Below are 14,639 nucleotides of genomic sequence, written 5' to 3' on the forward strand. Positions count from 1 at the left end.
GCCGCGATGCGTGATACGGCCAGTGGCCCGCGCGTTTTGCTGAAACGGCTCCGCGAGCTCATGCAGGAGCCGCTGGAGCCGCAGGAGCGGCTCGACCGCATCGTGCGCGATATTGCCGCCAACATGGTCGCCGAAGTGTGCTCGCTTTATGTGCTGCGCGCCGATTCGGTGCTCGAACTCTATGGCACCGAGGGTCTGAACCCGACCGCCGTCCATTTGGCGCAGCTCAGGCTGGGGGAAGGCCTCGTCGGCACGATCGCGGCCTCAGCACGGCCGCTCAATCTCTCCAATGCGCAGGAACATCCAGCCTTCGCCTACCTGCCGGAGACGGGGGAAGAGATCTACAATTCCTTCCTCGGCGTGCCGGTGCTTAGGGCAGGGCGCACGCTCGGTGTGCTGGTCGTCCAAAACAAAACCATGCGCCACTATCGCGACGACGAGGTCGAGGCGCTGGAAACGACGGCGATGGTGATCGCCGAGATGATCGCCACCGGCGACCTTGCCCGGCTGACCCGGCCCGGGCTCGAACTCGACCTGCGCCGCCCGGTGAGCTTTACCGGCCTGTCCTTCAACGAAGGCGTCGGGCTTGGTCATGTCGTGCTGCACGAGCCGCGCATCGTCGTCACCAATCTGTTCAACGAGGATAGCGATGAGGAGATCAGGCGGCTCGATACATCCCTCGGTTCGCTCAGGCTCTCCATCGACGACATGCTGGAACGCCGCGAAGTCGCCTTCGAGGGTGAACACCGCCAGGTGCTCGAAGCCTATCGCATGTTCGCCAACGACAGCGGCTGGGTGCGCCGGCTGGAAGAGGCGATCCGCAACGGCCTGACGGCGGAAGCAGCGGTGGAAAAAGTGCAGAGCGACATGCGTGCCCGCATGCTGCACATGACCGATCCGTATCTGCGCGAGCGAATGAGCGATTTCGACGATCTCGCCAATCGGTTGCTACGCCAGTTGATGGGGCGCGGGCCGGACGATGTCGCGGCCGCGCTGCCGAAGGACGCCATCATCGTCGCCCGCTCGATGGGGGCTGCCGAACTGCTCGATTATCCCAGAGACAAGCTGCGCGGGCTGGTGCTCGAGGACGGCGCGGCGACCAGCCACGTCGTTATCGTGGCGCGGGCCATGGGCATACCGGTAGCGGGCCAGATGAGGGGCGCCGTTTCCATGGCGGAAAACGGCGACGCGATCATTGTCGACGGCGAAGAAGGTGCGATCCATCTGCGCCCTCAGCCCGACCTCGAAGCCGCCTATGCCGAAAAGGTCCGCTTCCGGGCGCGGCGGCAGGAGGTCTATCGCGAACTGCGCAAGAAGCCGTCGGTGACCAAGGACGGCGTCCAAGTCGACCTTTTGATGAATGCGGGCCTGGCCGTCGATCTGCCGCAGCTTGCCGAGGCGGGCGCCGCCGGCATCGGCCTATTCCGTACCGAGCTGCAATTCATGGTCGCCTCGACCTTTCCGCGTGCGGAAGCCCAGGAACGGCTCTACCGCGACGTGCTCGACGCGGCGCGCGGCAAGCCGGTGACCTTCCGCACCATCGATATCGGCGGCGACAAGGTGCTACCCTACTTCAAGGACACGATCCAGGAAGAGAACCCGGCGCTTGGCTGGCGCGCCATCCGCCTGACGCTCGACCGGCCGGGCCTGTTGCGCACCCAGATCCGCGCGCTTCTAAAGGCCTGCGGTGGGCGTGAACTGAAGCTGATGCTGCCTATGGTGACGGAGCTCGGCGAGATCGCACAGGCGCGCGAAATCATCGATCGCGAGGTGCGGCATCTGTCGCGTTTTGCCCATCATCTGCCGACCAGCCTGAAGCTCGGGGCCATGCTGGAAGTGCCGTCGCTGCTGTTCCAGCTCGACGAGCTGATGAAGGCCGTCGATTTCGTCTCGGTCGGCTCGAACGATCTGTTCCAGTTCGTTATGGCGGTCGATCGCGGCAACACGCAGCTCTCCGACCGTTTCGATGCGCTGTCGACGCCGTTCCTGCGCGTTCTGAAGCAGATTGCCGACGCCGGGGTGCGCAATCAAACCTCGGTGACCTTGTGCGGCGAACTGGCCGGCAAGCCGATCTCGGCGATGGCGCTGATCGGCCTTGGCTACCGGTCGATCTCGATGTCGCCGGCTTCGATCGGTCCGGTCAAGGCGATGCTGACGGAACTGCCGCTGGCCGAGCTGGAGACGTTCTTCGACGACAATCTCATGGCGCCGGCCCACGGGTTGCCGATGCGGGCGCTGCTGCAAGCCTTTGCCGACGACCGCTCCATTCCGTTGTAGACCTTCGCCATGATCAACCTGCCCCGCGACCGTATGGATCAAGTCGTCAAGCGTTTCGATATGCTCGAAGCGCAGATGTCGGCCGGGCCGGCGGCGGACGCCTATGTCAAGATGGCGTCGGAATATGCCGACATGCAGGAGATGGTGGCAAAGATCAGGGAGCTGCGTACCGCCGAGCATGAACAGGCCGACTTGCAGGCGATGCTCGCCGACAAAAGCACCGATGCCGAAATGCGGGCATTGGCCGAGGCCGATCTGCCCGAGGTCAGGGAACGCATCGAGGCGCTGCAGAGGGACATCCAGATCCTGCTTCTGCCCAAGGATGCCGCAGACGACAAGAACGCCATCCTCGAAATCCGCGCCGGCACCGGCGGCGACGAGGCGGCTCTCTTTGCTGGCGACCTGTTCCGCATGTACGAACGCTATGCTGCGGCACGCGGCTGGCGTTTCGAGACGGTGTCGGCCAGCGAGGGCGAGGTCGGCGGCTACAAGGAAATTATCGCCACCATTTCGGGCAAGGGGGTCTTCGCCCATCTGAAATTCGAGTCCGGTGTGCACCGTGTGCAGCGCGTGCCGGCGACCGAGGCCGGCGGGCGTATCCATACGTCGGCCGCGACGGTTGCGGTGCTGCCCGAAGCGGAAGAGGTCGACATCGACATCAGGGCCGAAGACATCCGCATCGACACGATGCGCGCCTCGGGTTCGGGTGGCCAGCACGTCAACACCACCGATTCGGCGGTGCGCATCACCCATCTGCCGACCGGCATCATGGTGGTGCAGGCGGAGAAGTCGCAGCACCAGAACCGGGCGAAAGCCATGCAGATCCTGCGCGCCAGGCTTTACGACCTTGAGCGCAGCAAGGCTGACGAGGAACGCTCCGAATCACGCAAATCGCAGGTCGGTTCGGGCGATCGCTCGGAGCGCATCCGGACCTATAATTTCCCGCAGGGCCGCGTCACCGATCATCGCATCAATTTGACGCTCTATAAGCTCGACCGGGTGATGATGGGCGAACTCGACGAGATCGTCGACGCGCTGATCGCCGATCACCAGTCGAAGCTGCTCGCCGATATCGGCCTCGATGGCTGACAGTCTGCCCGGTACGCTAGGGCCACTGCTGAAAGCGGCGCGGGCACGCCTTGCGGCGGCCGCAGTCGCCGATCCGGCGCTGGATGCAAGGCTGATCGTCGAGCATCTTTCCGGCACGACCCGCACACAAACCATCGCCGATCCCGAATGCAAGGTCGATGCCGGCGCGATTGCCGCGATCGATTCAGCCCTGAGGCGGCGGATCGCCGGCGAGCCGGTGCATCGCATCCTGGGTTATCGCGAATTCTACGGCTTGCGCCTGTCGCTGTCACCGGAAACGCTTGAGCCGCGACCGGACACCGAAACGCTGGTCGAAGCGGTGCTGCCCTTCGTGAAGGCGACAGCGGAACGGCAAGGCCAATGCCGCATCCTCGATCTCGGCACCGGCACCGGCGCCATTGCGCTGGCGCTGCTCAGCGCCGTTCCGGCGGCGGTCGCTACCGGTGTCGATATTTCGCAAGGCGCGCTGGCAACCGCCATGCGCAATGCCAGGAAATTGGGGTTAGCCGACCGGTTCCAGGTGCTCAAATCCGACTGGTTCGAAAAAGTTTTTGGCCGATACCATGTAATTGCCGCTAACCCTCCCTATATACCGTCCATAGACATTGAAAATCTGCAGGACGAAGTCCGCGATTTCGATCCACGCCAAGCCCTCGACGGCGGCGTGGACGGTCTGAGTTCCTACAGGATCATCGCCGCCGAGGCGGCAGGTTTTTTGGAATCCGAGGGCAGGATTGCGGTCGAGATCGGCCACACCCAACGCAAAGAGGTCACGGGCATATTCTCCGCAGCCGGCTATGTGCCGCCGGGGGTATTCCGAGACTTTGGCGGAAACGAGAGGGTTCTGATCTTTGAACTGACAAAGCCGTGATGCAGTGCGAAAAAAAGCGCTTGGCAATGCCGGGGAATGCGGCTAGGGTCGCCTTAACCGGATGAGACGAAGCAGGCAGTGCTCTTAGCGATTCGGTTTCCTTGGAAATAGCTGCCTTCTTGCGCAAACGACGCCCAAGCTTCGTGCGGGAATCGTCCGACAAGTGATGTAACCGGAACAGGATGACACGTGGCGCCAACGCAATCGATGCGGGCGAACGCCGGTGAAGAGACGAAACGGCTGGCTGCATGAGCGCCTCCGTTCGTGAAAAAGTTTTCGAAAATTTCAAAATGAAGAGAGTCGAATGAGGCCACAACAGCAGAACAGGCGCATGCGCGGTCGCAACAACAATGGCGGCGGCAATAACAACAACAATAACCGCAAGGGCCCTAATCCCCTGACGCGCAACTACGAGAGCAACGGTCCGGATGTGAAGATCCGCGGATCGGCTCAGCAGATCGCCGAAAAATATGCAACCCTTGCCCGTGACGCGCAAAGCTCCGGCGACCGGGTGATGGCGGAAAACTATCTCCAGCATGCCGAGCACTACAATCGCATCATCGCTGCCGCGCAGGCGCAGTTGCCGATCCAGAGCGCTCAGCAGAACCGCGACGATTTCGACGATGACGGCGACGAAGATCGCGACGAGTTCGACAATGCCGGCAACAGCAATGTCGGTGAGACTGCGGCTCCGGTGGTCAACCACGGTGGCGGCCCGCAGCCGGTCATCGACGGCACGCCAGCCGAGTTGGCCTTCAACCAGGAAAACGGCCGCGACAATCGCGATACCGGTGGGCGCGATACCGGTGGGCGCGACAATAGTGGGCGCGACAATGGCGGCCGCCATCGCGACCGTCGCCCCAATGGCGGCTACGGCCAGAACGGCGGCCAGCGCGGCGAATTTGGTGCGCGCGGCGAGCAGGGCGGACAACGCGACGATCAGAACCGGCGCGACGATCAGAACCGGCGCGGCGATCAGAGTCGGCGCAACGAGACACCGGTACAGAACGAGACGCTCATACAGGCGGAAACTGTGTCTCCGGTCGAGCCGGTTTCTGTGGCCGAACCCGCGCCGCAGTTCGAAAGCTTTTCGCCGGCGGCTCTGGCTGCCCAGGCCGAGATGAACGAAGCAGCCGCCGAAAGCGGCGCTGCCCGCCGCCCCAGGCGTCCGCGCCGTCCGCGCGTCAATGCTGATCAGGTGGATGGCGGTAACGACAATGCTGGCGCCGATAACGTGAATGCAGCGCCGGCGGAAGACGCCGGTGGCGAGCCTGCCATCATCGACGTCAACAACTGATAGAGCAAGGCCTTCAGACATTCTTGGGACGGCGGAGAGAAATCTCCGCCGTTTTTGTTTTGCGTACCCCGGGCAATATTATGCACTCACCATTATTGGGACGTCTTGAGGGTCCGTGGCTTGCGCCCCATATCTCGCCTGAACAGGACCCGGCTCGAACGGGCGGGTCCGTCACCGCAATCTGATCCGGTGCCGCAAAGCGGGCCGGTGACGGAAGGAGACAGATATGAACCTTGAAAAATATTCCGAGCGCGTGCGCGGCTTCATCCAGTCCGCGCAGACCTTGGCGCTCTCGCGCAACCACCAGCAATTCACTCCCGAACATATATTGAAAGTGCTCGTCGACGACGACGAGGGCTTGGCCGCGTCGTTGATCGAGCGCGCCGGCGGCAGCGTCCGCGACGTCAAGCTTGGCGTCGAGACGGCACTTGAGGCAATGCCCAAGGTGGAAGGCGGCAACGGCCAGCTCTATCTGGCGCAGCCGCTGGCCAAGGTGTTCTCGACCGCCGAGGAACTGGCCAAGAAGGCCGGCGACAGTTTCGTTACGGTCGAGAGGCTGCTGACGGCGCTGGCGGTCGAGAAATCCGCCAAGACTGCCGACATCCTCACCAAGGCCGGCGTGACGCCACAGGCGCTGAACCAGGTGATCAACGACGTCCGCAAGGGTCGCACCGCCGATTCGGCGAGCGCCGAGCAGGGCTATGATGCGCTGAAGAAGTACGCACGCGACCTGACTGCCGACGGCCGCGCCGGCAAGCTCGACCCGGTCATCGGCCGCGACGACGAGATCCGCCGCACCATCCAGGTGCTGTCGCGCCGTACCAAGAACAATCCGGTGCTCATCGGTGAACCCGGCGTCGGCAAGACGGCGATCGCCGAAGGGCTGGCGTTGCGCATCGTCAACGGCGACGTGCCGGAATCGCTCAAGGACAAGCAGTTGATGGCGCTCGACATGGGGTCGCTGATCGCCGGTGCCAAATATCGCGGCGAATTCGAAGAGCGGCTGAAGGCGGTCCTTTCGGAAGTTACCGCTGCCGCTGGCGGCATCATCCTGTTCATCGATGAGATGCACACGCTGGTCGGCGCCGGCAAGGCGGATGGCGCCATGGATGCGTCGAACCTGTTGAAGCCGGCGCTGGCACGCGGCGAACTCCACTGTGTGGGCGCGACGACGCTCGACGAATACCGGAAGCATGTCGAGAAGGACGCCGCCCTTGCCCGCCGCTTCCAGCCGGTCTTCGTCAATGAACCGACCGTCGAAGACACCGTCTCCATCCTGCGCGGCCTGAAGGAAAAATACGAGCAGCACCACAAGGTGCGCATCTCGGATTCGGCGCTGGTCGCTGCAGCGTCGCTGTCCAACCGCTATATCGCCGACCGGTTCCTGCCGGACAAGGCCATCGACCTTGTCGACGAGGCCGCGTCGCGGCTCCGGATGCAGGTCGATTCGAAGCCCGAAGCGCTAGACGAGATCGACCGCCGAATCATGCAGCTCAAGATCGAGCGTGAGGCGCTGAAGGTCGAGAAGGACGACGCGTCAAAGGACCGGCTCGCCCGCCTCGAAAAGGATCTTTCCGCTCTGGAAGAAGAATCGACCGAACTGACCTCGAAGTGGCAGGCCGAGAAGCAGAAGCTCGGGCTCGCCGCCGACCTGAAGAAACAGCTCGACGAGGCGCGAAACGAGCTCGCCATTGCCCAGCGCAAGGGTGAATTCCAGCGCGCCGGCGAGCTTGCCTATGGCAAGATTCCGGAACTCGAAAAAAAGCTGACGCAGGCCGAGGCGCAGGACGGCAAGGTCGGCATGGTCGAAGAGGTGGTCACCCCCGATCACGTCGCCCATATCGTGTCGCGCTGGACCGGCATTCCGGTCGACAAGATGCTGCAGGGCGAGCGTGACAAGCTGCTGCGCATGGAAGACGAGATCGGCAAGCGCGTCGTCGGCCAGGGCGAGGCGGTGCAGGCCGTGTCGAAAGCCGTTCGCCGTGCCCGCGCCGGCCTGCAGGATCCGAACCGGCCGATCGGCTCGTTCATGTTTCTCGGACCGACGGGCGTCGGCAAGACCGAGTTGACCAAGGCGCTCGCCAGCTTCCTGTTCGACGACGAGAGCGCCATGGTGCGCATCGACATGTCGGAATTCATGGAGAAACACTCGGTCGCCCGGCTGATCGGCGCGCCTCCCGGCTATGTCGGCTATGAGGAAGGCGGGGCGCTGACCGAAGCGGTGCGGCGCCGGCCCTACCAGGTCGTGCTGTTCGACGAAATCGAAAAGGCGCATCCGGACGTGTTCAACGTGCTGCTGCAGGTGCTCGATGACGGCCGCCTGACCGACGGGCAGGGCCGCACGGTCGATTTCCGCAACACGCTGATCATCATGACGTCGAACCTCGGCGCCGAATATCTGGTCAATCTCAACGAGAACCAAGACGTCGATGCCGTACGTGACGAGGTGATGAGCGTGGTGCGGGTATCGTTCCGGCCGGAGTTCCTTAACCGCGTCGATGAAGTGATCCTGTTCCACCGGCTGCGCCGGCAGGATATGGGCCGCATCGTCGAGATCCAACTCAAGCGACTGGAAAACCTGCTCGTCGATCGCAAGATCACGCTTTCGCTGGACCAGGAGGCGATCGAGTGGCTGGCGGCCAAGGGCTACGATCCGGCCTATGGCGCGCGGCCGCTGAAGCGAGCGATGCAAAAGGAACTGCAGGACCCGCTGGCGGAGAAGATACTGCTCGGCGACATCCTCGACGGCTCGACCGTCAAGGTCACCGCAGGTTCCGACCGGTTGAACTTCCGCTCGAAGCCGACGGTCGTGGCGACCGAGGCGGCGGCCTGATTCGAGGCCGCCTCATGATTAAACACTAAACGGCGGGGCGCAGATGACGCTGGATGACTACAACAGCTTCTGCGCCTCGCTGCCGTCGACGAGCCATGTCGTCCAGTGGGGCGGCGCCCATGTCTGGAAGGTCGGAGCCAAGGTCTTTGCGATCGGCGGTTGGAGTGAGGGCAAGGAGCCGTTCGTCACCTTCAAATGCTCCGACATCGCTTATGACATCTTGAAGGAACAGCCGGGCCTTCGGCCCGCGCCCTATCTTGCGTCACGCGGCATGAAATGGATCCAGCGCCAGACAAACCAAAGCATGGACGATGACGCGCTGAAGGACTATCTGCGCGAAAGCCATCGCCTTGTCGTGCTCAAGCTGCCGAAGCAGGCGCGCAAGGAACTGGGACTCGCCGCCAGCTAGCTATGTTGCTCTCATCGCCAGAAATCCGCCATCTTCATGCCCGGTTCATGTTGGAACCTTATGGTCGGCAACTGATTTGCTGGCGAAGGGGTTCGCCTGCCGCATAGGCCCGAACATCGAATTCGATTTTCGGAAAGCTTGGTGCGAAGATTTTAACTATTAGAGCGTCCTTGCGCGTCCGAAGGGACGCGCGGCGCTCTAAAGAGACAACGCCGGGCGGCGGCAATTACGGACCGGAGAATTTGGCCAACATGTTCCGCACGATCTTCACCCTTTCGGCGCTCGCCGCCGGGCTGCTTTCTTCGAGCGCGATGGCCGCGCCGACGGAGGACATCGCGCCGCGATCTGCCCGTGCGGCCAATGCCGGTGGTGTGCTGGTCGTCCAGAACGGCGATTTCGACGTCTATTACGACGCCAGGGGGAACCGCGTCATCGTCGATGCGGAAACCGGCCAGGTCCTCGCCATCCAGCCGCCGCAGACCAGGTTCGACCGCCGCGCGCTCCGCCGCGAGCGCCTGCGCAATCTCGGACCGGTCGAGGACGACCGTTATTATCTCGACGACCCGGAAGACACGGCGCGCTTGCGCCGCTGGCAATTGGAAGAGGAAGGCCTGATCGTCGTGCCGCCGGTCGACGAATACGATCCCTACAGCGACAATTGGGTGGAAACTTTTCCCGAAGCGCCGCGCGATGACGGCAGCTATGGCAACGATTATCCGGAAGCGCCACAGCCGATAAAGCCGCGCACCGTCAAGCGCCAGCCGCTTGACGAGGCTTCGATCGAACCGGTCGAGCCGACGGCCCCAGGCGACCAGGCGGCATTGCCCCCAAAGATCGGCGGCAAGACTGCCACTGATCCGTCGCTTTCACTCGGTGCACGCCAGGATGTCGCCGCGTTGCAAGTGCTGCTCGACCGCGCCGGCGCCTCGCCCGGCGTCGTCGACGGACGCTTCGGCTCGAATGTCGACAAGGCGCTCGCCGCCTACAACGAGATCACCGGCAGCAATCTGCGGTCGACCGATGTGGTTGGCATCCAGGCAGCCCTTGAGCAGTCCGGCGGCGATGCCTTCGCCTCCTACAGCATCACGCCCGAGGATGCGGCCGGCCCCTATGTCGCCTCGGTGCCGGAAGACTACGGCCAGAAGGCGCAGCTCGACCGGCTGAGTTACACCTCCGTCACCGAAGCGCTGGCCGAGCGGTTCCATATGGACGAGAACTATCTGAAGGCGCTCAATCCGGAAGCCAATTTCAACCGTCCAGGCACGATCATCAAGGTCGCCAATTTCGGCAGGCTGGTGGCGGAGCCGGTTGCGCGCATCATCGCCGACAAGGGCAAGAAGCAGGTCCGCGCCTATGACGCGTCGGGCAAGCTAATCGCGGCCTATCCAGCCACCATCGGCTCGGCGGACACGCCTTCGCCCACCGGCACGCATGCGGTGTCGCGGGTCGCGTTAGATCCGAACTACACCTACAATCCGAACATCAATTTCAAGCAGGGCGAAAACAACAAGATCCTGACCATCCCGCCGGGTCCGAACGGCCCCGTCGGCTCGGTCTGGATTGCGCTGGACAAACCGACCTACGGCATTCACGGCACGCCTGACCCCTCCAAGATCGGCAAAACCGAAAGCCATGGCTGCGTGCGGCTGACCAATTGGGACGCGCGCGAACTGGCAAAAATCGTCTCGCCGGGCGTCACGGTGGAATTCATCGACTGAGCGCCTTATCGCAAATCACTGCACACCCCTGGGCGGCTCGGGGGGCAGGATTTTTTTGGCACGTGCATTAATCAGCCGATGATCTTCGCAAGTGAAGGAGCCGCGGTCCAACGGCATCGAAGTGCCGATCCTGTTCTGGTTTCAACGACAGCAGTCCTCTGGCCGGTTGTTGCCAGCGCATAGGAGGGCTAAGCAGGCTTAATGCGTTCTCCAAGCGAAGTCGGCGCCGACGCCGTCCCCCTGGCCAGGCCGCTGCCGGCCGATACGTTTTGCCCGCAATCGCGGCGCAGCTTCGTGCTGATCGCGGCGATCCTGGCTTCCGCGCTCGGCTTCATCGACGGTTCGATCCTGGCCATCGCCACACCGGCGATCCGCGTCGATCTTGGCGCCAGTTTCGCCGAGGCGCAGTGGATTTCAAACTCCTATGCGCTGACGCTTTCGGCACTCATCCTTGTCGGCGGCGCCGCCGGCGACCGTTTTGGCCTGCGGCATGCTTTTGTGGCAGGCATCGCGCTGTTCATTGCCGCCTCGCTTGCCTGCGCGGTGGCGCCGAACCCGCCGGTGCTCATTGCGTTTCGCGCCATTCAGGGCATCGGTGCTGCCATCATGGTGCCGGGCAGCCTCGCCATTATCGCCAAGGCCTATCCGAAGAAGGAGCGCGGCAGGGCGATCGGCACCTGGGCGGCGGCCTCGGCGCTGACGACGGCGCTTGGCCCGGTGCTGGGCGGCGTTGTCTTGTCGGCCTTCGGCGACGGCATCTGGCGGGCGATCTTCGCGATCAATCTGCCGCTTGGTCTTGTCTCGATCTACCTCCTGCTCGCCAAGGTCCCGGCCGACGCACCGACGGAAAAGCGCAGCCTCGATCTCGGCGGCGCTGCCCTCGCCATCTTGGCGTTCGGAGCGCTTGCCTACGGCTTGACCTCGATGAGCGCAGAGGGCGAGGGGCAAATGTCCGGCCCGAGCATCGCCGCCGGCGCGCTGCTGCTCATCATGTTCATTGTCTTCGAGCGCCGGCAGCGCGAACCGATGATCGATCTCTCGCTGTTTCGGGTCGGCGCCTTCGCCGGCGCCAATGTGGCGACCTTCTTCCTCTATTTCGCACTGTCGGCCAACCTGTTCTATCTGCCGATGCTGCTGATCGCCGGATGGGGGCTGAGCGCGGCTGAGGTCGGCTTCATCTTCCTGCCGCTGTCGGTCTTGATCGCGCTGTTGTCGGGGCCGGTCGGCCAGTGGTCCGACCGGATCGGCCCGCGTTTTCCGATCGCCAGCGGCAGTCTCGTCGTCGCTGTCGGCTTTGCCGGGCTTGCCTTGCTGGCCTATGCCGGCATCCACAGTTTCTGGTGGGGAGTGTTTCCGCTGATGGCGCTGATGGGGCTCGGCATGGCGCTGGTCGTGTCGCCGCTGTCGACGGCGGTGATGACGGCAGTCGAGGACAAGGATACGGGTGCTGCTTCGGGAATCAACAATGCCGTCTCGCGCATTGGCGGCCTGATCGCAGTGGCGGCGATGGGGTCACTGGCGGCCTGGGTCTATGCGGCAGTTCTGAATAGCGGTGCCGCATCCGGCATTCCGGGTTTCGGCGAACCGGCGCCGGCGGGCCTGGCACCGGATCTCGATGCAGCAAGGCTTGCCGCCAGCGATGCAGCTTTCGCAGCCGTCGCCTTGGCGACCGCGCTGCTTTGCCTGCTCTCGGCGATCGTGGCGTGGACGACCGTCTCCGGCGAACGACTGCCATGGTCGCGTGTATCTGAGACTCCGCAGAGCTGAGGAGCCCGGAAGGCTTCAAGGTCAGCTCAGCCTTCGATCTTGGCGCTCGCGACCTTCAGCGAATCACTGTCTTCCTGCTTGAGCAGATCATCGATGCGCCCGCGCTCACGCTTGAAGGCGACGAGGTCGTCGCCCTTCAGCACCTTGCCGACCGGCAGGCGAACGCGCATCGGATCGACCTTGGTGCCGTTGACGATCAGTTCGTAGTGGAGATGCGGACCGGTGGCGAGGCCGGTCTGGCCGAGAAAGCCGATGGTCTGGCCTTGGCGGACGCGCACGCCCGGCGCGATGCCTTTGGCAAAGGCGCTCTGGTGATTGTAGGAGGTCTCGTAGCCATTGGCGTGGCGGATGATGATCTGTTTGCCATAGCCGCCGGCCCAGCCGGCCTTCTCGACGACACCGTTGCCGGCGGCGATGATCGGCATGCCGATGGCGGCTGACCAATCGACGCCGGTATGCATGCGCACATAGCCGAGGATCGGATGCCTGCGGGCACCGAAGCCGGAGCGGAATTTTCCTGCGGGCAGGGGATTGCGCAGCAGGAATTGCTGGGCGCTGCGGCCGTCCTCGTCGAAATAGTCGGTACTGCCGTCCTGCATCTGAAACCGATAGAAATTGCGCGTCGTGCCGCCGAACGTCGCCGAGACATAGAGCAGCTCGGATTCGTCGGATGCCTGGTCGTCGCCATCCGGCTGCGAGAACAGCACCTCGATGCGGTCCGACGGATTGAGCCGCGATTGGAAATCGACACCGGACGCCAGAAGCTTGATCAGCCGCTTGGTCATCGCCTTGGACATGCCGTAGGAGTAGGCGGCGCGATAGATGCCGTCATAAACGTTCGGCAGATTGCCGCGCACCACCACCGGCGGCGAATCATCGAACGCGGTGAGCAATTCGGGATTGGGCTCCGGCTCCTGCGCCGGCACATATTGGCCGTGATCATCGAGCGCGATGGTGACGATATGCTGGGCCCTGTCGTAGATGCCGGTGCGAACGACCTTGGCGGCGTCGCCATGGATCTCGAGGCCGACACGCAGCACGGTTCCCGCCTTGAGCGCTGTCGCATTCAGCAATTTAGCGATCGCCTCGGCCATGCCGATGGCGTCCTCGCCGGTATAGCCGGAATCGGCGAACGCCTCGACGATGTTGCGGTCTCTGGTGAAGGGGATGATCTCCTCGGCGAAGGCTGGCGCCTGATCGTCGGGGGCAGCACGCGGCGACACCGAGACGTTTTCCGGGACGATCCTGACGTCGTAGGAGCCGGCCATGCTCTCGGCGAATGCATCGCCGAATCGCTGCGGGTCGACATAATGCAGCGACGCGACCTGCACGGCGCCGTCGCTCAGGCCCGTGCCGGCCTGGCGCACCACCTTTTCCACCTCGTCGGCGGACAAGTCACTCTTTTCGTCGAAGGCCGCCTTCTCGATCGGGAAATCGACCGTCTTCAAGCTCATCTCGCTTTCGACCTTGGCGCCATAGATCTGGCCGGCGGCGGCGGTCGCCGGCTGACCGGCACTGCCGTCGCGGTCGTCGCCAAACACCTGCATCGGGTTGAAAGGCGGATAGGCGCGGCTGGTCGTGTGCCCGGCGGCAAGCGCCATCTTGATCTGCACGAAAGGCATGGTGTGGATGACATCGCGGTCGCCGACCTTGGTCACCATCGACACTTCCATGCGCCGGCGGTCCTTGGCCTTGGCGATCTGGCGCGGCGCCACCAGCCTGGTGGTCTTGGCGATCTCGCCGGAATCATCGCCTCTTGCAAGGCTGATCAGTTCCGCGATCTCGGGCGGTGTTGCCAATTGCTGACGGCCGTCGAGGGCTGCGAACAGCGCCACGCCCATCAGCACGCTCGACGTCACGCCAGTCAGAAAAGTGCCCGACAGCCAGCGCGCCGAAACCTCGCGCCGGTCGGGCGGGCCACTGCGACCGTCCGCAATCAGCGGCGGCTCGTTGCCGAGTTCGGCTATGACATTTTCCGTATCTGGCATCCAGAAAGGCTGCTTCTTCCCCGGGCGGGACGGCTTGTCGCTTTTGTTGTGGCCATGACATTTGCCTGTCACGGCGGGCGAAGTCAACGAAGCGCCTGGCTTCGGCCGAGATCCCCAGTCATACTTCTCTCTTAGTGGCTCTCTTACAGTCGCTTATAAGGGCGCCGCGCCGGTGGTGCATGCGCCGGCTTCGTTGAGCCTTGGTGTCAAACCGCAATGCGGCGGCAATAGGGCTCCGTGGTGGCGGTCGGCTTTGTTATCCCCATGCCGCCGCGGAAGTCGGCTAGCGAAAATCGGCGCCGCAATCTTTCGTCGCAAAAAATTCAAAAAAGACCGAAATCGTTGTTGACACTTTGGACGCCTGCCGACTATATACGCCTCACCAACGAG

Annotated in this window: 9 protein-coding genes; 8 read left to right on the plus strand and 1 reads right to left on the minus strand. The window is 63.5% G+C overall.

Annotated features, from left to right (window positions below; all coding sequences use genetic code 11):
• Positions 1 to 6: 6 nt before the first annotated feature.
• The 8 genes from ptsP (at position 7) to EN807_RS08520 (ending at position 12,261) form a co-directional block, all read left to right on the plus strand.
• Complete coding sequence (gene ptsP / locus EN807_RS08485) at positions 7 to 2,277, plus strand: phosphoenolpyruvate--protein phosphotransferase (RefSeq protein ID WP_135934589.1); 2,271 nt, start codon at positions 7 to 9, stop codon at positions 2,275 to 2,277.
• A 9-nt stretch (positions 2,278 to 2,286) separates the two neighbouring features.
• On the plus strand, positions 2,287 to 3,366 hold the full coding sequence (prfA, locus tag EN807_RS08490) for a peptide chain release factor 1 (protein WP_127318235.1): 1,080 nt from the start codon (positions 2,287 to 2,289) through the stop codon (positions 3,364 to 3,366).
• Positions 3,359 to 4,237, plus strand: coding sequence for a peptide chain release factor N(5)-glutamine methyltransferase (gene prmC, locus EN807_RS08495; protein WP_135934590.1), 879 nt, complete (start codon positions 3,359 to 3,361; stop codon positions 4,235 to 4,237). Before prfA ends, prmC begins: the two co-directional genes overlap by 8 nt.
• Positions 4,238 to 4,541: 304 nt before the next feature.
• Entirely contained in the window at positions 4,542 to 5,534 is a 993-nt protein-coding gene (locus EN807_RS08500; RefSeq protein WP_135934591.1) for a DUF4167 domain-containing protein, read from the plus strand.
• A 226-nt stretch (positions 5,535 to 5,760) separates the two neighbouring features.
• Positions 5,761 to 8,367, plus strand: coding sequence for an ATP-dependent chaperone ClpB (clpB, locus tag EN807_RS08505; protein ID WP_135934592.1), 2,607 nt, complete (start codon positions 5,761 to 5,763; stop codon positions 8,365 to 8,367).
• Positions 8,368 to 8,410: 43 nt separating this feature from the next.
• A complete protein-coding gene (locus EN807_RS08510) occupies positions 8,411 to 8,776 on the plus strand; it encodes an MmcQ/YjbR family DNA-binding protein (protein ID WP_127318227.1) in 366 nt (121 codons plus the stop codon).
• A gap of 251 nt (positions 8,777 to 9,027) precedes the next feature.
• Entirely contained in the window at positions 9,028 to 10,494 is a 1,467-nt protein-coding gene (locus EN807_RS08515) for a L,D-transpeptidase family protein (protein WP_135934593.1), read from the plus strand.
• Between the two features lie 201 nt (positions 10,495 to 10,695).
• Entirely contained in the window at positions 10,696 to 12,261 is a 1,566-nt protein-coding gene (locus EN807_RS08520) for an MFS transporter (RefSeq protein ID WP_135934594.1), read from the plus strand.
• A gap of 26 nt (positions 12,262 to 12,287) precedes the next feature.
• Here the strand turns inward: EN807_RS08520 and EN807_RS08525 are convergent, their stop codons facing one another.
• Complete coding sequence (locus EN807_RS08525; protein ID WP_189522375.1) at positions 12,288 to 14,249, minus strand: M23 family metallopeptidase; 1,962 nt, start codon at positions 14,247 to 14,249, stop codon at positions 12,288 to 12,290.
• Between the last annotated feature and the right edge of the window lie 390 nt (positions 14,250 to 14,639).

The organism is Mesorhizobium sp. M5C.F.Ca.ET.164.01.1.1 (assembly GCF_004792125.1).
GTDB lineage: Bacteria > Pseudomonadota > Alphaproteobacteria > Rhizobiales > Rhizobiaceae > Mesorhizobium > Mesorhizobium wenxiniae.

Bases quoted from the DNA above. Each gene is read 5' to 3' on its own strand.
- ptsP (WP_135934589.1), top strand. From the start codon at position 7: ATGCGTGATACGGCCAGTGGCCCGCGCGTTTTGCTGAAACGGCTCCGC.
- prfA (WP_127318235.1), top strand. From the start codon at position 2,287: ATGATCAACCTGCCCCGCGACCGTATGGATCAAGTCGTCAAGCGTTTC.
- prmC (WP_135934590.1), top strand. From the start codon at position 3,359: ATGGCTGACAGTCTGCCCGGTACGCTAGGGCCACTGCTGAAAGCGGCG.
- EN807_RS08500 (WP_135934591.1), top strand. From the start codon at position 4,542: ATGAGGCCACAACAGCAGAACAGGCGCATGCGCGGTCGCAACAACAAT.
- clpB (WP_135934592.1), top strand. From the start codon at position 5,761: ATGAACCTTGAAAAATATTCCGAGCGCGTGCGCGGCTTCATCCAGTCC.
- EN807_RS08510 (WP_127318227.1), top strand. From the start codon at position 8,411: ATGACGCTGGATGACTACAACAGCTTCTGCGCCTCGCTGCCGTCGACG.
- EN807_RS08515 (WP_135934593.1), top strand. From the start codon at position 9,028: ATGTTCCGCACGATCTTCACCCTTTCGGCGCTCGCCGCCGGGCTGCTT.
- EN807_RS08520 (WP_135934594.1), top strand. From the start codon at position 10,696: ATGCGTTCTCCAAGCGAAGTCGGCGCCGACGCCGTCCCCCTGGCCAGG.
- EN807_RS08525 (WP_189522375.1), bottom strand. From the start codon at position 14,249: ATGCCAGATACGGAAAATGTCATAGCCGAACTCGGCAACGAGCCGCCG.